This is a genomic window from Arthrobacter sp. CDRTa11 (genome assembly GCF_026427775.1).
Lineage (GTDB): Bacteria > Actinomycetota > Actinomycetes > Actinomycetales > Micrococcaceae > Arthrobacter.
The window spans coordinates 3,249,076-3,268,434 of record NZ_CP044532.1 but is presented as its reverse complement, the minus strand read 5'-3'; the positions used below and the strand labels follow the sequence as shown (position 1 = coordinate 3,268,434).

Annotated in this window: 21 protein-coding genes and 1 riboswitch; of the genes, 19 read left to right on the top strand and 2 right to left on the bottom strand. The window is 64.9% G+C overall.

Annotation, left to right across the window (positions count from 1 at the left end; genetic code table 11):
• Positions 1-29 precede the first annotated feature (29 nt).
• Positions 30-1,436, bottom strand: coding sequence for a glucose-6-phosphate dehydrogenase (locus F8G81_RS14735; RefSeq protein ID WP_267275448.1), 1,407 nt, complete (start codon positions 1,434-1,436; stop codon positions 30-32).
• Between the two features lie 84 nt (positions 1,437-1,520).
• Between F8G81_RS14735 and ffh the strand changes: the two genes are divergently transcribed.
• Together ffh and F8G81_RS14725 are read left to right on the top strand one after the other, a co-directional pair.
• Positions 1,521-3,098, top strand: coding sequence for a signal recognition particle protein (gene ffh / locus F8G81_RS14730; protein ID WP_267275447.1), 1,578 nt, complete (start codon positions 1,521-1,523; stop codon positions 3,096-3,098).
• Between the two features lie 129 nt (positions 3,099-3,227).
• Positions 3,228-3,962 carry an alpha/beta hydrolase gene (locus F8G81_RS14725; protein WP_267275446.1) on the top strand — a complete coding sequence of 245 codons (735 nt, stop codon included), beginning with the start codon at positions 3,228-3,230 and terminating at the stop codon, positions 3,960-3,962.
• Between the two features lie 94 nt (positions 3,963-4,056).
• Here the strand turns inward: F8G81_RS14725 and thiC are convergent, their stop codons facing one another.
• On the bottom strand, positions 4,057-5,916 hold the full coding sequence (thiC, locus tag F8G81_RS14720; protein WP_323809192.1) for a phosphomethylpyrimidine synthase ThiC: 1,860 nt from the start codon (positions 5,914-5,916) through the stop codon (positions 4,057-4,059).
• Positions 5,912-6,019, bottom strand: a riboswitch (TPP riboswitch). (Overlaps the previous gene by 5 nt.)
• 60 nt (positions 6,020-6,079) lie before the next feature.
• Between thiC and F8G81_RS14715 the strand changes: the two genes are divergently transcribed.
• From F8G81_RS14715 to F8G81_RS14635, 17 genes are all read left to right on the top strand, one after another.
• The gene (locus F8G81_RS14715) at positions 6,080-6,580 is read left to right on the top strand and encodes a GNAT family N-acetyltransferase (RefSeq protein ID WP_267275445.1); all 501 of its coding nucleotides are present in this window, start codon (positions 6,080-6,082) and stop codon (positions 6,578-6,580) included.
• A 3-nt stretch (positions 6,581-6,583) separates the two neighbouring features.
• Positions 6,584-7,666, top strand: a complete 1,083-nt coding sequence (locus tag F8G81_RS14710; protein WP_267275444.1) for an amidohydrolase family protein — start codon at positions 6,584-6,586, stop codon at positions 7,664-7,666.
• Between the two features lie 110 nt (positions 7,667-7,776).
• Positions 7,777-8,652 carry a VOC family protein gene (locus tag F8G81_RS14705; RefSeq protein WP_267275443.1) on the top strand — a complete coding sequence of 292 codons (876 nt, stop codon included), beginning with the start codon at positions 7,777-7,779 and terminating at the stop codon, positions 8,650-8,652.
• 125 nt (positions 8,653-8,777) lie between these two features.
• Positions 8,778-9,227 (top strand): hypothetical protein, encoded by a 450-nt coding sequence (locus tag F8G81_RS14700; RefSeq protein ID WP_267279237.1) that lies wholly within the window; start codon positions 8,778-8,780, stop codon positions 9,225-9,227.
• 212 nt (positions 9,228-9,439) lie between these two features.
• Positions 9,440-9,853, top strand: a complete 414-nt coding sequence (gene rpsP, locus F8G81_RS14695; protein ID WP_267275442.1) for a 30S ribosomal protein S16 — start codon at positions 9,440-9,442, stop codon at positions 9,851-9,853.
• A 1-nt stretch (position 9,854) separates the two neighbouring features.
• Complete coding sequence (locus F8G81_RS14690; protein WP_267275441.1) at positions 9,855-10,097, top strand: RNA-binding protein; 243 nt, start codon at positions 9,855-9,857, stop codon at positions 10,095-10,097.
• A gap of 177 nt (positions 10,098-10,274) precedes the next feature.
• Positions 10,275-10,820 carry a ribosome maturation factor RimM gene (gene rimM / locus F8G81_RS14685; protein ID WP_267275440.1) on the top strand — a complete coding sequence of 182 codons (546 nt, stop codon included), beginning with the start codon at positions 10,275-10,277 and terminating at the stop codon, positions 10,818-10,820.
• On the top strand, positions 10,821-11,636 hold the full coding sequence (gene trmD / locus F8G81_RS14680; RefSeq protein ID WP_267275439.1) for a tRNA (guanosine(37)-N1)-methyltransferase TrmD: 816 nt from the start codon (positions 10,821-10,823) through the stop codon (positions 11,634-11,636).
• A 242-nt stretch (positions 11,637-11,878) separates the two neighbouring features.
• Positions 11,879-12,238 carry a 50S ribosomal protein L19 gene (rplS, locus tag F8G81_RS14675; protein WP_267275438.1) on the top strand — a complete coding sequence of 120 codons (360 nt, stop codon included), beginning with the start codon at positions 11,879-11,881 and terminating at the stop codon, positions 12,236-12,238.
• Positions 12,239-12,319: 81 nt separating this feature from the next.
• Positions 12,320-12,997 carry a signal peptidase I gene (gene lepB, locus F8G81_RS14670; RefSeq protein WP_267275437.1) on the top strand — a complete coding sequence of 226 codons (678 nt, stop codon included), beginning with the start codon at positions 12,320-12,322 and terminating at the stop codon, positions 12,995-12,997.
• Positions 12,998-13,831: a signal peptidase I gene (gene lepB, locus F8G81_RS14665; RefSeq protein WP_267275436.1), complete on the top strand. Its 834-nt coding sequence runs from the start codon at positions 12,998-13,000 to the stop codon at positions 13,829-13,831.
• Between the two features lie 2 nt (positions 13,832-13,833).
• Positions 13,834-14,580, top strand: a complete 747-nt coding sequence (locus F8G81_RS14660; RefSeq protein WP_267275435.1) for a ribonuclease HII — start codon at positions 13,834-13,836, stop codon at positions 14,578-14,580.
• 54 nt (positions 14,581-14,634) lie between these two features.
• On the top strand, positions 14,635-14,961 hold the full coding sequence (locus tag F8G81_RS14655; RefSeq protein ID WP_267275434.1) for a DUF2469 domain-containing protein: 327 nt from the start codon (positions 14,635-14,637) through the stop codon (positions 14,959-14,961).
• Positions 14,962-15,095: 134 nt separating this feature from the next.
• Positions 15,096-15,452, top strand: a complete 357-nt coding sequence (locus F8G81_RS14650; RefSeq protein WP_267275433.1) for a YraN family protein — start codon at positions 15,096-15,098, stop codon at positions 15,450-15,452.
• Complete coding sequence (locus F8G81_RS14645; protein ID WP_267275432.1) at positions 15,453-16,997, top strand: YifB family Mg chelatase-like AAA ATPase; 1,545 nt, start codon at positions 15,453-15,455, stop codon at positions 16,995-16,997.
• Positions 16,998-17,009: 12 nt separating this feature from the next.
• A complete protein-coding gene (dprA, locus tag F8G81_RS14640; protein WP_267275431.1) occupies positions 17,010-18,194 on the top strand; it encodes a DNA-processing protein DprA in 1,185 nt (394 codons plus the stop codon).
• Positions 18,195-18,245: 51 nt separating this feature from the next.
• Positions 18,246-19,172 carry a tyrosine recombinase XerC gene (locus tag F8G81_RS14635; protein ID WP_267275430.1) on the top strand — a complete coding sequence of 309 codons (927 nt, stop codon included), beginning with the start codon at positions 18,246-18,248 and terminating at the stop codon, positions 19,170-19,172.
• Positions 19,173-19,359: the final 187 nt, after the last annotated feature.

The following is a 19,359-nucleotide window of genomic DNA, read 5'->3' as shown; positions in this document are numbered from 1 at the left end:
TTTCCTGCCCGCTCTGCTTTTTGGTGGTGTCAGTCCGCTTCTGCCGGGCTTGACCATCCCGCCGGCCCCGCGGACCCGGCGTCGTACTCCTCCAGCGGTACCGTGCCCCGGGACCAGGCCTTCAGGACGGGCTCCACGATCCGCCAGCAGTCCTCTGCGGTGTCACCGCGGACGGACAGCAGCGGGTCTCCATTCAGTACGCCCTCCAGCACTTCGCCATAGGGAAGGAGATCGGAGCCGCTGAGCTCGGCATTGAGGGTGGTGCGGCCCAGGCTGAAAATGTCGCCGGGGCCGTTCACATCGACGTCGAACTGCAGCGTGTCCGGCCCGAAGCCGATCCGGAGCTGGTTGGGCGAGTCCACGCCCGTGAACCCGGCCGGCAGGTGGGGGACTGGGCGGAAGGTGACTACTGCTTCCTTGCGCTTCCCGCCCAGGGCCTTCCCGGAGCGCAGGATGAAGGGAACGCCTTTCCAGCGCCAGTTGTTGATTTCCACCTGGACCTCGGCCAGGGTCTCAGTGCCCCTGGCCGCATCCACACCCTCCTCGTCGGCGTAATCGGGGATATTCCGTCCTGAGACCGTGCCCGCCGTGTACCTGGCCCGGCGGGTGGATTTTGCATAGGGGGCGCTGATGCTGCTGGCTCGGAGCACGGTAGAGATGGCGTCCCGCAGGTCCCGCTCGCCGATGCTGGCCGGCGGTTCAATGGCCATCAGCGCCATGATCTGCAGGAGATGGCTCTGGATCATATCCCTCAAGGCCCCAGCGCCGTCGTAGTAACGGGCGCGTCCCTCAAGGGCCAGGTCTTCGTCGAAGATGATCTCCACCTTCTCCACATGCTCCCTGTTCCAGACCGGCTCCAGGAAGTTGTTGGCAAACCGAAGGCCCAGGATGTTGAGCACCGTGGCTTTGCCCAGGAAGTGGTCCACCCGGTGGATGTGGTCTTCAGGCACCAGGGACGCCAGGGTCTCGTTGAGGGAACGGGCAGATGCCTCACCCGATCCAAAGGGTTTCTCCATGACCAGCCGCGTGCCGGCAGGCAGCCGCCCGCCGCGCCGCAGTGCCTCGCAGGCAAGCTGGCTGACCCGCGGCGGGAGGGCGAAGTAAACAGCGGCGGGACCGTCCAGGCCCGCCACCAGGGAGGCCAGCGGACCCTCCCCAGTAACGTCCACCTGGTGGTAGGTGGTTTCCTTCTCGATGGCCGCCAAGGCCCGCTGCCCGGCCGCGTCCGCGGACCCGGCTGCCTCCGCGAAGGCATTGTGGACGCGGTCCCGCCACTGTTCCGGAGTCCAGGGGTCGGAGCCGGCCCCCACCAGGTTCAGGCCTCCTGCACGGCCGCTCGCCAACAATCGGGCGAGGCCGGGCAGGAGCAGCCTTCCGGTCAGGTCGCCTGAAGCGCCGAGGATGAGCAGGGTTTTTACAGTTGTTTGGCTCGTCACCTTGCCAGCATGCCACCATGCCGGGCTGACTTGGTACCCTAGATAGTCGAGTCCCGTACATCCACTGAAAGAAGTGCACGGCGCGTGTTCAATTCACTCTCTGACCGGTTGACAGCAACCTTCAAGAATCTCCGTGGCAAGGGCCGCCTCACTGAGGCCGATGTCGACGCCACAGTCCGCGAGATCCGCCGCGCCCTCCTGGACGCCGACGTTGCCGTTCCGGTGGTGCGTGAATTCACGGGCCGGGTCCGTGAACGCGCCCTGGGTGCCGAGGTCTCCGGGGCACTGAACCCGAGCCAGCAGATCGTCAAGATCGTTAATGAGGAACTCGTTGAGATCCTCGGCGGCGAGACCCGCCGCATCCGGCTGGCCAAGAACGGGCCCACCATCATCATGCTCGCCGGCCTCCAGGGTGCCGGCAAGACCACCCTTGCTGGCAAGCTGTCCAAGTGGCTGAAGTCCCAGGGCCACAGCCCCATCCTTGTAGCGTGCGACCTCCAGCGCCCCAATGCCGTTACCCAGCTCCAGGTAGTGGGCAAGCGCGCCGGGGTGCCGGTTTTCGCCCCGCACCCAGGCGCCACGTCCGAACTTGAGCATCCCGCTGGCGATCCTGTCGCCGTCGCCCGGGCTGGTGTTGAGGAAGCACGCCAGAAGCTGCACGACGTCGTGATCGTGGACACCGCCGGCCGTCTCGGCGTGGACGCCGAGATGATGGAGCAGGCACGCCAGATCCGCAAGGCGATTGTCCCCAACGAAGTGCTCTTCGTCATCGACGCCATGATCGGCCAGGATGCGGTCAACACGGCGATGGCCTTCGATGAAGGCGTCAACTTCACGGGCGTTGTGCTGTCAAAGCTCGACGGCGACGCCCGCGGCGGTGCCGCGCTCTCCGTTGCGTCCGTGACCGGCAAGCCCGTGATGTTTGCGTCCACCGGCGAAGGGGTGGACGACTTCGAGCTCTTCCACCCGGACCGGATGGCCTCACGCATCCTGGACATGGGCGATGTCCTGACGCTCATCGAGCAGGCCGAGAAGTCCTGGGACAAGGACGAAGCCGCCCGGATGGCGAAGAAGTTCGCCGACCAGGAAGACTTCACCCTCGATGACTTCCTGGCCCAGATGCAGCAGATCCGCAACATGGGCTCCATGAAGAAGATGCTGATGATGATGCCTGGTGCGCAGAACATCCGCCAGCAGCTCGAGCAGTTCGACGAACGCGAGATCGACCGCGTGGAGGCCATCGTCCGCTCCATGACGCCGCACGAGCGCGTCGCCCCGAAGATCATTAACGGCTCCCGCCGCGCCCGTATTGCCCGCGGTTCGGGTGTGCATGTCTCAGAGGTCAACGGCCTGCTGGAGCGCTTCGCTCAGGCACAGAAGATGATGAAGAAGATGGCGCAGGGCGGCATGCCCGGTATGCCCGGTATGCCGGGAATGGGCGGCCCGGGCGGCGGTAAGAAGGCTGTCAAGAACGCCCCGAAGAAGAAGGCGCGCTCCGGAAACCCGGCCAAGGCAGCCCAGGAACTCCGGGAAGCTGAAGCCCGCCGGGCAGGTGCGGCGAAGGCCCTTCCCACCGGTGCGGCGTTCGGCCAGCAGTCAGGCGACTTCGATCCGTCCCAGCTCAACCTGCCCAAGGGCTTCGACAAATTCCTCGGCAAGTAACCCGCAGCCTCAACTAAGCAGCCCAACTGGGTCGCAGTTAACGCTCCGAAACCCGAGTTTCGGTGCGTTTACTGCCACCCACTTGGGTGGTGCCGCCGGGATGTCGGAGCCGTGGATTAGGGTTGGGTCATGTTCAAGCAGAGGGTAGTGTTCGTCCACGGCGCCGGAAGCTTCGGCGCGGCGGCATGGCCCCGCCAGCATGGCATGGCACTGACCTATGACGCCCTGTTCCTCCGGCGGCACGGATTCGATCCCGTGGCCGAACCTGTGGAATCGTCCTTTGCAGCCGATGCCGCCATCGTCCTCCGGTCCCTGGCTGATGACGGCCGGGGCGCTGCCGGCGGCCACGTTGTGGCGCATGCCCAGGGCGCCATCTCAGCCATGCTGGCCGCCGTCGAACGCCCGGACCTGGTGCTTTCGCTGACCCTCGTGGAGCCGGCCTGCCTGTCGCTCACCGCCGAACTGCCCGCCACCGCGGCACACCGCGAACTGATGCAGCCGCTCTTTGATGTCCGCCACCAGCTTGGGGATGAGGACTTCCAGCGGGAGTTCGTCCGGCGGGTGTACGCGGCGGATCTGCAGGAGCCGGCCACCGTGGAGGAGAAACGGTCCGCGCGCCGGCTCCGGCTGCAGGCTCCCGCCTGGGAAGCCCCGCTGCAGATCGTTCCCGGTGTCCCCACGCTGGTCCTGACCGGCGGCTGGGAGCCCCTCTACGAAGAAATCGCCGGGTACCTCAGGGAGACCGGCGCCATGCACCGCCATGCCGCCGGCGGGCACCGGCCCCAGGATTCCGCCGAGGGTGACCACTGCATCCGTTCATTCATTGCCGAAGCCAGCCGGCGCCTGCAGCCGCGGGCGTCCTGACGGGCGTTTCCCACCCTGCCTGCCTCCCAAGGATCTACCGCAGATCTCCGTCCGGCAGGCCCCCAAATGCCTGCCGGACGGAGCTTGAAGCCCGCTAGTGGCGGGCGCTTTCGGGGAGCCGCAGCTCAGGCAGGTACACCTTGCCGCCGGCGGCGAGGAACTCCTGGCTCTTTTCCCGCATTCCGGCAGCAATCTCGGCCTCCGACTGCGGGGTGTCCCGGGAGCCACCGGAAGCATAATCACTGCTGCCGTATTCATCCCGAATGTCCTGGCTGATCCTCATGGAACAAAACTTGGGACCGCACATGGAGCAGAAGTGTGCCGTTTTGGCCGGTTCCGCGGGCAGCGTTTCGTCATGGAAAGCCTCGGCCGTGACAGGGTCCAGCGACAGCGCAAACTGATCACGCCAACGGAACTCGAACCTGGCTTTGGACAGGGCATCGTCCCGTTCATGGGCGCCCGGGTGTCCTTTGGCGAGGTCGGCTGCGTGGGCCGCGATCTTGTAGGTGATCACGCCGGTCTTGACGTCGTCCTTGTTGGGCAGGCCCAGGTGCTCCTTGGGCGTGACGTAGCAGAGCATCGCCGTTCCGTAGCGGGCAATTTCCGTGGCGCCGATGGCTGAGGTGATGTGGTCATAGCCAGGGGCAACGTCAGTGACCAAGGGGCCAAGGGTATAGAACGGTGCGCCCTTGCAGAGTTCCTGCTGGCGTTCCACATTCTCGCGGACCAGGTGGAACGGCACATGGCCGGGGCCTTCCACCATCACCTGCACGTCGAACTCCCAGGCCCGCTGGGTCAGCTCCGCCAGGGTGTCCAGTTCGGCAAACTGCGCCGCGTCGTTGGCGTCCGCCGTCGCTCCCGGCCGCAGGCCGTCGCCAAGGGAGAACGCGACGTCGTACTTCGCGAAAATCTCACAGAGCTCGTCAAAGTGGGTGTAGAGGAAGTTCTCCTGATGGTGTGCCAGGCACCAGCCCGCCATAATGGCACCGCCGCGGGACACGATCCCGGTTACGCGGTTGGCGGTCAGGGGAACGTACCGCAGCAGAACCCCGGCGTGGATGGTCATGTAGTCCACCCCCTGTTCGCACTGCTCGATGACGGTGTCGCGGAAGATCTCCCAGGTCAGTGCATTCGCTTCACCGTTGACCTTTTCCAGCGCCTGGTAGATGGGCACCGTGCCGATCGGGACCGGAGAGTTGCGGATGATCCATTCGCGGGTGGTGTGGATGTCATCCCCGGTGGACAGGTCCATTACGGTGTCGGCCCCCCACTGGGTGGCCCACTGCAGCTTGTCCACCTCCTCAGCGATGGAACTGGTGACGGCCGAGTTGCCGATGTTGGCGTTGATCTTCACCAGGAAGGCCTTGCCGATGATCATCGGCTCGGACTCCGGATGGTTGATGTTGTTGGGGATAATCGCGCGTCCGGCCGCGACCTCGCTGCGCACCAGCTCCACATCGCAGTTCTCGCGGAGGGCGATGAACCGCATCTCTGGAGTGATGGTGCCCTGTTTTGCGTAATGCATCTGGGTCACCGTCCGGCCGGCGACGGCGCGGCGGGGCTCGGGCTGCGCTCCCTTCCACTCCGCCGAAGCTGCTCCGCGGCGCACGGCGGAACGGCCGTCGTCGAGCAGGTTCCGCTCCCGGCCGCTGTACGGCTCGGTGTCGCCCCGTTCGTTGATCCATGGAGAGCGGAACGGCGCCAGCCCAACCACCGGATCGCTGCCCGGGCCGGCGGTCCGGTAGATCCTGAACGGGCTGTTCGCCTGGCCGTTCGGAGAGGGCTCCAGGGCAATCTCCGTCACGGGAACCTGGATTCCCGAGGCCTCGTCCTTGATGAAAGCCAGCGAATGCGACTTCAGCGACTGTGTGTCAGCGTGCCGGGATTGGTCTCCCTTTTCAGTGCCGGCAGTTTCATTTTGGGCAGGGGGCAGCAGTTTTTCTTGCGTATTCACGAGAATACTCACTTCCTTCGCCGGCATTACCCGGACAGGTTCAACGGTCGCAGGCTGCGTTAGCCCGATCTCAGCCCTTGCAAGGGCACCCGTGTGGTCAAGATGAAGCTACCACAGCCTGCGCGGGAGGACGTTGTCACATGCCCGGTGCTAGCCTGACGGCGTGACTGACTCGAATGAGGCACCCCGGATCAGACCTGCGGAGCCAGCCGATCTGGGTTGCTTGCCACAGCTGGAAGCCGCAGCGGACGCACAGCTTCAGGACGCGCTGGGCGGAGTTCTGCTCCCGGCGCCGCAGCCAACCCCGGCCCTAGGTTCGCTCTTTGTCCTGGTATCGGGACGTCCGCCTGCTGGATTCGCCCGGGTCGATGTGGTGGACGGCCTGGCTCATCTCGAGCAGCTTTCGGTCCACCCGGCAGCTGGCAGGCGGGGCCTCGGCAGGGCATTGGTTGAAGCCGCCGCAGATGAAGCACGGCGCCGGGGGTTCAAAGCGATGACGCTGTGTACCTTCGCTGACGTCCCCTTTAATGCCCCGTTCTACGCCAGGTGCGGCTTCGTGGAATTCCCGGCTTCAGGGCCCGGCCTTGCCGCTCTGCGGGCCCACGAAAAGCGACTCGGGCTTGATGCCCTGGCTCCGCGGCTCACGATGAGGAGGGAACTCTAGGCCATGGCCGGAGTCATTAAATTCAGTGGAACCGTTCTCACGGGACCGGGCCAGGAACGCCGCGGATTGTGGTCGGTGGATGGCAGGCTGACCTTCCACCGTCCCCAGAGGGCTCCGGACAGGGTCCTCTCAGGCTGGGTGCTGCCAGGTTTTGTGGACGCGCACTGCCATATCGGCCTGGGCGGGGGCGGTGCCGTGGCGGACGAAGTTGCCGAAGAACAGGCCCGCACCGACAGCGACGCCGGGACACTCCTGGTCAGGGATGCCGGCGCCGTCAGTGATACCCGCTGGCTGCAGGGCAAGCCAGGCATGCCCAGGATCCTCCGGGCAGGCCGCCACATTGCACGGACAGGCCGCTACCTGCGGAACTTCGCCGTCGAAGTGGAGCCCGGCGGGCTTGTTGAGGCGGTCCGCAAGCAGGCACGTGCCGGCGATGGCTGGGTCAAGCTGGTGGCGGACTGGATCGACCGTGGTGCGGGTGACCTGGCGGCGTCGTTCCCTCCCGCCGTCGTCAGGGATGCCGTTGAGGCAGCCCACGACGAGGGCGCCCGGGTGACAGCGCACTGCTTCGCAGAAGAGACCCTGGACCACATGCTGGATGCAGGGATCGACTGTGTTGAGCACGCCACCGGGCTGCTGCCACGGCACCTCCCCAGGTTCGTAGAACAGGGCGTCCCCATCGTGCCCACACTCATCAACATCGCCACCTTCCCGGGGATCGCTGACCAGGCTGAAGCAAGGTTTCCGCGGTATGCCGCCCATATGCGGGCACTCTGGGAGCGAAGGGCAGAGCGGGTGCTTGAGGCTTTTGAGGCCGGGGTCCGGATTTATGCGGGCACCGATGCCGGAAGCGTCATCAGGCACGGGCGGATCGCGGACGAGATCCTGGCGCTCCATGAAGCCGGACTTCCCATGGCTTCCGCCCTCGACGCCGCCTGCTGGAGTGCCCGGAGCTGGCTGGGGGCGGACGGCATCTCCGAGGGCGCGCCTGCGGACGTTGTGCTCTGCCAAGAGGATCCGCGGACGGTGCCGGAAACTGTTGCCAGGCTCCAGAACGTGGTGCTGGGCGGGCATCTCATCCGCTGAACTTATCCTCTGACAAAAGCTGGCTTTCGCTGGGAATAAATTGAAGCTTCAAGTAATTGAGATAAGTAAGAGGCCACGACCCGCGATGGCCATTGACCCGGGAGTGTTCAATGACTTCAGAAGCCGCCAGCCAGGATCTTCTTCCTGCCAGCCTCACCATGGGCACGGTGATGCTCAAAGTGGGAGATATGAAGCTCATGACCGATTACTACCAGCGTGCCCTCGGGCTTGAGGTGGTGGCCGAACAGGACGGCGGGCTTTACCTGGGCCGGCTCGGCAAGCCGCTGGTGCACCTCGCCCCCGCGCCAGGCTTGAATCTTCCAGGCAGGGGAGAGGCCGGCCTGTTCCACACAGCGCTGCTCTTTGATGACCAGCCTTCGCTCGCTGCCACCGTGGCCACCGTGGCGCAGTATGACCCCCGGTCCTTCACGGGCAGCGCCGACCACCTGGTCAGTGAGGCCTTCTACTTCAATGACCCCGAGGGCAACGGCATCGAGCTCTACTGGGACCGCCCGCGTGAACGCTGGTCCTGGAACGGCAAGGACGTGGTGATGGACAGCCTCGCCCTGCCGCCGCAGCGGTACCTGCAGGAGCACCTGACCCAGAAGTCAGTGGACAGCCAGCTGGGCGCTGCGGCGGGTGTGGGCCATGTCCACCTCCAAGTGGGGGACGTACAGACGGCCCACGCCTTCTACGTTGGCACCCTCGGATTTGAAAAGACCGCAGGCTGGCATGGCCAGGCGCTGTTTGTCTCCGCCGGCCGCTACCACCATCACATGGCCATGAACGTGTGGAACAGCCGTGGCGCCGGTCCCCGGCGGGACACGCTGGGCCTGGGCGAAGTGCTGATCGAAGTTCCCTCAGGTGACGACGTCGGCGCTCTCGCCGACCGCCTGAAGGTTGCCGGAGTCGCCGCCCACCACACCGGCGCGGAGCTGCGCTTTGAGGACCCATGGCGCAACAGGATCCGGGTCGCCGTCCGCTAGCTATTGCTCTGGGTCGGTGCAGCTGTCCGGGCACGGCTGTGGGTTAAGCTGAATCCGAACGGCCGGGGCGGCGCTAAAGCGCTGCCTTCCCGGGCCGTACCGTCGACGGAATGAGGGCGATTCCCATGGGCTTTACCGAACTGTTTGTGGCAACCCACGACGCCGCGCTTAAGCGCGCACGCGACCTGGACGAGCGGGGCGCGTCCACGGGTTCGCCCGCCGGGCAGGGCCTGCGGATCCCCGGAATCAGCGACTTCGAAATCGAACAGCTGGGCGATCTCGCCGGAGCCGCCGTGCATGCCGGAGGGGCGGACTACGAACTGGCCATGGTGGACGTGGCCAGTGACTCGCTGCTCGGGGTTCCGCCGGCGATGGTGCGGGCGCTCGCGGATCTGCTCAGCTATGAGACCGAAGGAGAGGGCAACGTCCTGGACGACGTCGCCGAAAAGTGGGCGGCCCAGGACGACATGCCGTTCGGAGCCGAAGACGCCCGCAAGTACGTCCAGCAGCTTGCCGAGCTGGCCAGCGGAATCGACGACACGGACCGCACCGGGCTGTACGTCTGGTCCTCCTGAGTGTCCGGCCCGGCCCGTCTGGGTTCCTTCGCCGCCAGCCCCACGTGTCAAGTCGAAATCCATCCGCTGATCTGGCACAATAGACAGGTACTCGATCTGCGTGGCCCCTCTCTCCGCGTCCGGATCCTGTCCTTCGAACCCTCAAGTATGGCCCGCCCCACGGGTGCAGAACGCAGGTTCACCCCCTTTCTGAAACAGGAGTGACCACAAAAGTGGCCGTAAAGATTCGCCTTAAGCGCTTTGGCAAAATGCGCGCACCGTACTACCGCATCGTCGTCATGGACGCACGCTCCAAGCGTGATGGACGTGCCATCGAAGAAATCGGCAAGTACCACCCCACCGAAGAGCCCTCATACATCGAGGTTGACACGGACCGTGCCCAGTACTGGCTCGGCGTCGGCGCACAGCCGTCCGAGCAGGTTGCCGCGATCCTCAAGATCACCGGTGACTGGCAGAAGTTCAAGGGCCTGCCGGGCCAGGAGGGCACCTTGAAGACCAAGGTCGCCAAGCCTGCCTTCGTTACCCCTGAAAAGGGTTCTGTGATCATCCCGGAAGCCATCACCAAGAAGGCTAAGAAGGACGAAGCCCCGGCCGAGGCCGAAGCAGAGACCACCGAGGCTGAGTAGATTGCTGGCAGAAGCGCTCGAACACCTGGTCCGCGGAATCGTTGATTCCCCGGAGGACGTCAAGGTCAGCTCGAAGAACAACCGCCGCGGGGACACCCTCGAGGTACGCGTTCATCAGGATGACCTCGGACGGGTGATCGGCCGCCAGGGCCGCACGGCACGCGCATTGCGCACCGTCGTCGCGGCATTGGCAGGCGGCGAACCGGTCAGGGTCGACGTCGTCGATACCGACCGCCGCCGCTAGCGCGCCCGCAACACCAGTTTTGCTCCGGCCCCTCCACCAGTAAACGGTGGAGGGGCCGGAGTGCTTTCACAGCAAAAAGCGCTGGCTTCATGGCAATAGCGCACTGACGATCCAACGACCACGATAAGACGCGGACACCAGCGCCGCATATTCAGTAAACGGGAAAAAGAGGAACAGATGCAGCTTCAGGTGGCACGAATCGGCAAACCCCACGGGATCCGTGGGGAAGTGACGGTCCAGGTCTTGACTGACGCCCCGGCCGACCGGTTCGTGCCGGGCACCGAGTTCGTCGTCGAACCCGCCTCCCTGGGCACGCTCACGGTGGAGAGCGCACGCTGGAACAAGGACATCCTGCTGCTGGCCTTCGACGGGATCGAAACCCGGAACCAGGCGGAAACCCTCCGCGGCGCCAAGCTCTTCATCGAGACCGAAGAACTGGACGAGGACGACGACGAAGGCTGGTACGAGCACGAACTCGTCGGACTGGAAGCGCGTGTTGGCTCCCGTGTAGTGGGAAAGGTCTCCGGCCTGCACACCATGCCCGTGCAGGATCTGCTGGTGGTTGAAACACCCGACGGCAAGGAAATCCTCATCCCGTTTGTTGAGCAGATTGTTCCCGAGGTCAACGTCGCCGAAGGATTCGTCCTGGTGACTCCGCCGGAAGGACTGTTCGACGTCAACGCCGAGGACACCGAAGGCCGCGCTTCCGGGGAAAACGCCTAGATGCGCATCGACGTCGTCAGCATTTTTCCGGAATATCTGGCGCCCCTGGAACTGTCCCTGATCGGCAAAGCCCGGCAGGACGGCCTGCTGGACCTGCATGTCCATGACCTGCGGAATTTCACCACCGACAAGCACCGGTCGGTGGACGACACGCCCTACGGTGGCGGCGCCGGCATGGTGATGAAGGCGGAACCGTGGGCCCAGGCGCTGGCATCGGTGGCGGAAGCGCGGCCGTCAGAAGGAGGGGGCAAACCCGTCCTTATCGTCCCGTCGCCGGCGGGGGAGCGCTTCACCCAGGCGCTGGCCCACGAACTCGCGGAGGAGGACCAGTTGGTCTTCGCCTGCGGCCGCTACGAAGGGATTGACGAGCGGGTTATTGAGTGGGCCGAGGAGCATTTTACTGTCCGGCCCATGAGCCTTGGCGATTATGTTCTGAACGGGGGCGAGGTAGCGGTGCTGGCCATGGTGGAAGCCATCGGAAGGCTGCTGCCGGGCGTTGTTGGCAACCCCGACTCCCTGGTGGAGGAGTCCCATTCGGATGGTCTCCTTGAATACCCCGTGTACACGAAGCCGGCCAGCTGGCGGGAACGGGACGTTCCGGCCATCCTGCTGAGCGGCAATCACGGCAAAATCGCACAGTGGCGCCGCCACGAACAATACCGTCGGACAGCGGAACGCCGCCCTGACCTCCTGACGACGTTCGACGCCGGGAAGCTGCCCCGTGCAGACCGGACGTTCCTCGCTGAACTGGGATACGACGTCGTCGAGGGACGCCTCCGTCCCCGCCCTGGCTCCGGCAGCGCACCTCCCGCCTGACGGGCTGGTGAAGCGGTTGGCTGTTGGCCTCCGAATGTGGCAAAATTAGTCCTTGTGTCTGCTGGGTCCGCACCTGCCACAGGGGGAGCGCGGCCAACAGCTAAGACAACCCGGTGCCGCCAATCATTGACGGGACCGGACCCACAAAATTTTCGACGGCAATTTCCGGTGCATCCTGTGCGCCGGGCTTGGCCGCCGTGACCCAAAGTGAATGACCTGTGGCGTTTACCAGGAGTAGCACTATGCATATTCTCGATTCCGTAGACTCAGCCTCGCTGCGCACCGATGTTCCTGAGTTCCGCGCGGGCGACACCCTCAAGGTCCACGTGAACATCATCGAAGGCAAGAACTCCCGTGTCCAGGTTTTCCAGGGCTTCGTCCTCGGCCGCCAGGGTGACGGCATCCGCGAGACCTTCACGGTCCGCAAGGTCTCCTTCGGCGTCGGTGTTGAGCGTACCTTCCCGGTACACTCCCCGATCATCGACAAGATCGAAGTAGTCACCAAGGGTGACGTGCGCCGCGCCAAGCTGTACTACATGCGTGCACTGCGCGGCAAGGCTGCCAAGATCAAGGAAAAGCGGGACTTCAGCACCGCCAAGTAGGGTCTCTTCGACCTACGGCAGGCCCCAGCCGTACAAGGCCAGCGCCGGAGCCATTCGCAACAGCGCACCAGGATACGGATCATGGACCAGACAAAACGCCAGCCCAGAAGAATGGGCTGGCGTTTTGCGTTCCTTGCACTTGTCCTTGCGGTGGCAATCAGCGGACTGGTCCGCTCCCTGTGGCTGGATGTTTTCTTCATTCCGTCAGAATCCATGGAGCCTGTCCTGGAGGGCGGGGACCGTATCCTGGTGTCCAGAACTGCCTTTGACCCCGAGGCCATCCGTCGCGGCGACATTGTGGTCTTTGACGGCCGGGGTTCGTTCGCCCCGCTCAACAGCGGAAAGGGTCCCCTGGCCGATTCTTTGGCAGCTGCCGGGCAATGGCTGGGGCTGACAGGCTCTGAGACCACGTTCGTCAAGCGGGTCATCGGGCTACCCGGGGATGCGGTGTCCTGCTGTGACTCGGCTGGAAAAGTCACAGTGAACGGTCAGGCCATTGACGAGTCTTACGTTTTCGACGGCGACAAGCCCAGCACGCAGGCGTTTAGCGTGATTGTTCCGGAGGGAAGGCTGTGGCTGCTTGGAGACCACCGTTCCGCTTCGGCGGATTCACGCAGCCTGCTGGGCGCGCCGGGTGGCGGAATGGTTCCGCTGGACCGGGTGATTGGCAGGCCGGTCCAGATCCTCTGGCCGCTTGATAGATTTGCAGCATTACCACGGCCGCCAGCGGCAGGACCAACAACAGAGGACGGACAGTAGATGCCCGAGAACCAGCCACGGACACCTGAGCCGGGCCCTGAGGGAGCCAGCCAGGCAAGTGCGGCCGGCACTGCCCGTTCAGCCGACGCGACGGCGGCGGGGGAAGCTCCGGAGGCCCCGGCCTCCGGACGGCGTTCCGCAGCCCCGCAACCGGAGGCCTCACGCCCCAGCCCGGTGTTCGTCTGGCTCAAGGAAGTTGCCACGGTGGTGGTCATCGCCGTGGTCCTGTCCTTCCTGATCAAAACCTTCCTGTTCCGGGCCTTCTGGATTCCGTCCGAGTCGATGGTCAGCACCCTCGATATCGATGACCGCATCTTCGTCAACCTCCTTGTCCCGGAACCCTTTGCGCTTTCCCGGGGTGACGTCGTGGTGTTCCGGGATACAAAGGGCTGGCTGCCGCCGGTTCCGGAGAAGACCGATGGCCCCTTCACTTGGGTCCAGGACGGCCTGATCTTTGTTGGCCTCCTGCCGGACAATTCCCAGCAGCACCTCGTCAAGCGTGTCATTGGACTCCCGGGGGACCACGTGATCTGCTGCGACGCCGGCGGTAAACTGGCCATCAACGGATCCGCTGTTGACGAAAGCTACGTCAACAGTGCCGAAACCCCACAGATCCGCGACTTCGACGTTGTTGTTCCGGAAGGGAAGGTCTGGGTCATGGGAGACAATCGCAACCACTCCGCTGATTCCCGTGCCCACATGGATTCCAACGGTGGTTTCATCGATCTCACGGACATCGAGGGCAAAGCCGCCGTCATCGCCTGGCCGCTGAACAGGATCACTGCCCTTGATAACTACCCGGACGTGTTCCGGAACGTGCCGCCGGCAGGCTAGCCATGTCCAATGCACTGCCTGCAACGCCCGCCAAGGTGCCTCTCCGCCCCGCCACGGGCATCCACTCAAAACCCCCCACGCTGCGCCATGAGCGGTCCTTCAAAGCGCAGGGAGTCCGCTACCTCGCCGGTGTCGACGAAGTGGGCCGCGGTGCGCTGGCAGGCCCCGTGAGCGTCGGTATCGCCGTCGTGGATCTGGAAACGCAGAAGTCGCTGCCCGGGGTCCGTGACAGCAAGCTGCTCAACCCGGCGGAGCGGGAACGCCTGGAACCACTGGTCCGCAAATGGAGCCTCGCGTCGGCGGTGGGACATGCGTCCGCAGCCGAAATCGACGCGCTCGGCATCATCGCCGCCCTGCGACTGGCAGGAACCCGCGCCTGGTTTGAGGTCCTCGCCGCCGGGGTTACGCCGGACCTGGTGCTGCTTGATGGGAGCCATAACTGGCTGTCGCCCGCCGAGCAGCCCTCCCTGTTCGACGAGATGACGGTCGACGGGTCGAACCTGCGATGCGACGCTCCGGTCCACACCCGCATCAAGGCTGACATGCAGTGCCTGAGTGTTGCGGCCGCCAGCGTGATCGCCAAGGTGGAACGTGACCAGCAGATGTGCGGGCTGCACGCCGAATACCCGGATTTTGGCTGGAATGAAAACAAGGGATACGCAACTCCCTTCCACCGGGACGTGCTGAGGGCCGCAGGACCCACGCCGTACCACAGGGTGAGCTGGAACCTCCTGGGCGGCGAACTGTAATGACGGGCCCTTGCGGTGGCGCCAGCGGTACGGTGAATGGTGCAAGATGGAAGCATGAGCGCTGAGGATCTTGAAAACTATGAAACCGACATGGAGCTGCAGCTCTATCGTGAATACCGCGATGTCGTCGGGCTCTTTAGCTACGTTGTCGAGACAGAACGCCGCTTCTACCTGGCCAACCATGTTGACCTCCAGGCCCGCAGTGCCGACGGCGAGGTCTACTTCGACCTGACGCTGCAGGACGCGTGGGTTTGGGACGTCTACCGCTCGGCGAGATTCGTCAAGAATGTCCGCGTCCTCACCTTCAAAGACGTCAACGTCGAAGAGCTTCCGCGCAATGAAGAACTTGCCATGCCCAAGGACGTTGACCTCGGCAACTGATGCGCGCAGGAAGCAGGATCACTGCTCCTCCACATTGCCCCGAAACAGCCTGACTCTAGCCACGTTTCCCACATAGGCAGCTGGCCCTCTGTCCTCCGCTGACTGGCCCCCGCAGGCTGGTTGCGGAGGTAGACATGAAATCCAAAGACCTGTTGGGCCGGCGCGGCGAAGAGCTGGCCGCCGTATATCTTGAGTCAGTTGGCATGCTGGTGGTGGAGCGCAATTGGCGCTGCCCGGACGGCGAAATCGACATCGTGGCCTTGGACGCCGATGCCCTGGTCATAGCGGAGGTGAAGACCCGCCGCTCCCTGGACTACGGCCATCCGTTTGAAGCCGTGGGCCCGGAAAAACTCGCCCGCCTGCACCGGCTCGGTTCCGCATGGTGCCGGGACCGGGAGCTCCGCATGCCGCTGCGGCGCGTGGATGTCATCTCCGTGCTGGACGACGGCGTTGGCGAACCGCTGGTGGAACACCTCAAAGGGGTGGGGTAGATGGCGTTGGGCCGGACCTACTCGGTGGCACTGGTGGGCCTCAACGGCTACATCGTCGAGGTTGAGGCGGACATCGGCCAGTCGCTGCCGGCGTTTGTGATCCTGGGCCTCCCGGACGCGGCGCTGAATGAAGCGAAGGAACGCATCCGCTCCGCGGCGAAGAACTCGGGAATTCCATTGAGCCGGCGGAAGATCACCGCCAACCTGATTCCGGCCTCCCTCCCCAAACGGGGTTCCGGGTTCGATCTTGCGGTGACAATGGCCGTGCTGCGGGCGGCGAATGACATTAGGCCCACCGGGCGGACCGTCTTCATGGCCGAACTTGGGCTGGATGGCCGGCTTCGGCCGGTGCGGGGCATTCTTCCTGCCGTGATGGCTGCAGTGCAGGCCGGGTATCCGGAGATCGTGGTGGCACAAGCCAACCTGGCTGAGGCGTCACTGGTGCCGGGTGCGAATGTCAGGGGCTACCGCACGCTGGCCCGGCTTGCCCTCGACTTTGGTGCGGACCCGCAAGAACTTGCGCTGGACTTCGAGCCCCAGGACGAGGCCAGTCAAGGGGATGCCCCGGGGAGCACGCAGGCGGTGCCGGATATGGCCGACGTGTCCGGCCAGGGCGATGCCCGGCGTGCCCTGGAGGTGGCGGCGGCAGGCGCCCACCACCTCCTGCTCACCGGCCCTCCGGGCGCAGGCAAGACCATGCTGGCGGAAAGGCTGCCCGGCCTCCTGCCGGACCTGGCCGACAACGAGGCCATGGAAGTCACGGCCATCCACTCGCTCTGTGGCCTGCCGTCCTCGGCCGTCCAGCTCCTCCGGCGGCCGCCCTTTGAAAACCCCCATCACTCGGCCACGGCAGCCGCCATCATCGGCGGCGGCTCAGGGCTGCCGCGTCCGGGCGCGGCGTCCCGGGCACACCGTGGCGTGCTGTTCCTGGACGAGGCGCCGGAATATGAACGCCGGGTGTTGGATGCCCTCCGCCAACCCCTGGAGAGCGGCGAACTGGTGATTCACCGGTCAGCTGGCACCGCGGCCTATCCGGCGCGGTTCCAACTGGTTCTCGCCGCCAACCCGTGTCCCTGCGGGAAAGCCTCCGGCAAAGGACTGGACTGCATATGCACTCCCATGATGCGGCGCCGTTACCTCGCCCGGATGTCCGGCCCGCTCCTGGACCGCGTGGATATCCAGTTGCAGGTGGAGCGCGTTTCACTGGCCGACTTCGGCCAGGCAGGTTCTGAAGAGGACACCGCCTCCGTGGCGCAGCGGGTGGATGACGCGCGCCGCCGCCAGGCCGACAGGCTGCAAGGCCTCGGGCTCGAAACGAATTCCCAGGTTCCGGGGCGGATCCTTCGCGGCGGACTCCGCCTCCCCGCCGCGTCCACAAGGATTCTGGACCACTCACTGGAGCGGGGAGTCCTGACGGCCCGGGGCTACGACAGGGTGCTGCGGCTGGCGTGGACCTTGGCCGACCTGGCACACCGCGACAAACCCGACACCAACGACATCGGCCAGGCACTGGGCCTCCGGCAGGCTGCCTCGGCAGCCGCGTGAAGAAAGAGACTCATGGACAACGAACGGATCGCCCGCGCAGCGCTGTCGAGGCTTATGGAGCCCCAAGACGCGGCCGGCCTCGCGCTGGTGCGGGCTGCCGGAGCCACCGATTCGCTGAAGATCGCGACAGGCCAGCTGAAGGCTGGGCCGGCCTTGGAACAGGAAATTACGGGGCTGCTGGCGGACAACGGTGCCGGGGCCGGCTGGGGAGGCATTACGGCGGCGCTCAAACGCTGGGCGCCGCGCATTCCCGATCTGGCACCCGAACGGGACCTTGCCACCATGGCACGCCTGGGTGGCCGGCTGATCATCCCCTCGGACGCACTGTGGCCTGCCCAGCTTGCCGATCTTGGCATCCACGAGCCTCTGTGCCTGTGGTGGCGGGGCTTGGAGCAGCCGTTGCCAGCCGCAGCACAATGTGTGGCTCTGGTGGGGTCCCGCGACAGCACCAGCTACGGTGCCTCTGTGACAGGAGACCTTGCCTATTCACTGGCTCAGCGCGGCTTTACGGTGGTGTCCGGCGGTGCCTACGGTATTGATGCCCACGCCCACAGGGCAGCCCTGGCCGGTGGTGCAGGGCCACTGCCCACCATCGCTGTTATGGCAGGCGGTGTGGACCGGTTCTATCCGTCCGGCAATGAGGACCTCCTGCGTGCGGTCTGCAACCAGGGCGCCGTGATAGCTGAGGTTCCGCCGGGATCGGCACCAACCCGTTACCGCTTCCTGCAGCGGAACAGGCTTATTGCTGCCATGTCCGCGGTCACCGTGGTGGTGGAGGCCCGCTGGCGTTCAGGCGCACTCAATACCGCCCATCATGCCGAAACCCTCGGGAGAGCGGTGGGTGCTGTCCCCGGGTCCGTGCACAGTGCCAATTCGGCCGGTTGCCACAGGCTGCTCCGGGACGGAGGCGCAGTCTGTGTCACGGATGCCGCGGAGATCGCCGAACTGGCCTCACCCAGCGGTGAATCACTTCTTGAGCCCAAGGGCGGCCAAGCAGCCGTCCACGACGGACTGACCCTGGAGGACCTCATCCTCCTGGATGCCCTTCCCCTAAGATCCACCAGTTCGGTGGAAAAACTCAGTGCGGTAGCCGGGCTCAGCCAGGAGTCCGTGCGGGCAGGGCTTGGCCGTCTCGGCTTGCTGGGGCTTGCCTTGTCGGAGAGGGGAGGCTGGAAACGGGCCAAGGAATCAGGCTAGTTTCCTGTGTCCGTACCTGTCTTTGGCGGCAAAGACTGGGAAAGTAGGAAGGTGGAGACTCCGGAACTGCCCCCCGCGCTCGAGCAGGCAATTGATGATTTTTCCAGGTATCTGGCGGGAGAGCGTGCCAGGTCCGCCCACACCCTGCGGGCCTACATCTCGGATCTCCGGAGTCTGCTGCAGTATGCCGCCTCCGAAGGCGTGACTGACCTCCCCGGCCTCGAACTGGGAACGCTCAGACGGTGGCTGGGAATCCAGAGCCAGGGCGGGATGTCCCGGTCCACCGTGGCGCGGAGGTCAGCCACGGCCAGGTCCTTCACTACCTGGGCCATGCGGGAAGAACTGATGGAAACAGATCCTGCCTTGCGGCTGCGGGCTCCAAAAACCGGGAAGTCACTGCCGGGGGTGCTGCAGTCCCAACAGCTGGGGCGGCTGCTTGGCAACCTGGAGGAAGCCGCCGCCGCCGGTTCGCCCATGGCTGTCCGCAACCGGGCCATGGTGGAGCTCCTGTATGCCACCGGTCTCCGGGTGGGTGAGCTCGCCGGCATGGATGTGGATGATCTCAACCCGGACCGCCGCACACTGCGGGTGATCGGCAAAGGCAACAAGGAACGGACAGTCCCGTACGGTGTTCCTGCCGCCGTCGCCGTCGACGACTGGCTCCGCAGGGGCAGGCCCGCGCTGGCCAAGCCTCACAGCGGGCCGGCCCTCTTCCTTGGATCGCGTGGCAACAGGGTGGACCAGCGCCAGGTCAGGGCCGTCGTGAAGGAGCTCTTTGAAGCACTGGGGGACACCTCCGCTACCGGGCCCCACGCCTTGAGGCATACCGCGGCCACGCACCTCTTGGACGGGGGCGCGGATCTCCGGGCCGTCCAGGAGATCCTGGGCCACAGCAGCCTCGCCACCACTCAGATCTACACCCATGTCTCTGTGGACCGCCTGAGGAAGAGTTATCAGCAGGCACATCCAAGGGCGTAATTGGGGGTAGTACCATGCATGACAATAAATCCGCGGCATTCTTTGTTGGGAAAATATCCGTCAAAAGCCAGTGTGGCGAATTGCACTGGCGTAATTAGGCGGCGTACGGCACAATAAGAGTCACGTCCGGCAACTTTCAAGTGTCGCTTGAAGCTCTCTCGTTTCACGCTTCACCGCAAGTGACGGA

Coding starts and splice junctions, on each gene's coding strand:
- F8G81_RS14655 (WP_267275434.1), top strand. CDS start 14,635: ATGAGCGCTGAGGATCTTGAAAACTATGAAACCGACATGGAGCTGCAG.
- F8G81_RS14710 (WP_267275444.1), top strand. CDS start 6,584: ATGGCCGGAGTCATTAAATTCAGTGGAACCGTTCTCACGGGACCGGGC.
- dprA (WP_267275431.1), top strand. CDS start 17,010: ATGGACAACGAACGGATCGCCCGCGCAGCGCTGTCGAGGCTTATGGAG.
- trmD (WP_267275439.1), top strand. CDS start 10,821: ATGCGCATCGACGTCGTCAGCATTTTTCCGGAATATCTGGCGCCCCTG.
- lepB (WP_267275437.1), top strand. CDS start 12,320: ATGGACCAGACAAAACGCCAGCCCAGAAGAATGGGCTGGCGTTTTGCG.
- rimM (WP_267275440.1), top strand. CDS start 10,275: ATGCAGCTTCAGGTGGCACGAATCGGCAAACCCCACGGGATCCGTGGG.
- rplS (WP_267275438.1), top strand. CDS start 11,879: ATGCATATTCTCGATTCCGTAGACTCAGCCTCGCTGCGCACCGATGTT.
- lepB (WP_267275436.1), top strand. CDS start 12,998: ATGCCCGAGAACCAGCCACGGACACCTGAGCCGGGCCCTGAGGGAGCC.
- F8G81_RS14660 (WP_267275435.1), top strand. CDS start 13,834: ATGTCCAATGCACTGCCTGCAACGCCCGCCAAGGTGCCTCTCCGCCCC.
- F8G81_RS14700 (WP_267279237.1), top strand. CDS start 8,778: ATGGGCTTTACCGAACTGTTTGTGGCAACCCACGACGCCGCGCTTAAG.
- F8G81_RS14725 (WP_267275446.1), top strand. CDS start 3,228: ATGTTCAAGCAGAGGGTAGTGTTCGTCCACGGCGCCGGAAGCTTCGGC.
- F8G81_RS14705 (WP_267275443.1), top strand. CDS start 7,777: ATGACTTCAGAAGCCGCCAGCCAGGATCTTCTTCCTGCCAGCCTCACC.
- F8G81_RS14645 (WP_267275432.1), top strand. CDS start 15,453: ATGGCGTTGGGCCGGACCTACTCGGTGGCACTGGTGGGCCTCAACGGC.
- F8G81_RS14650 (WP_267275433.1), top strand. CDS start 15,096: ATGAAATCCAAAGACCTGTTGGGCCGGCGCGGCGAAGAGCTGGCCGCC.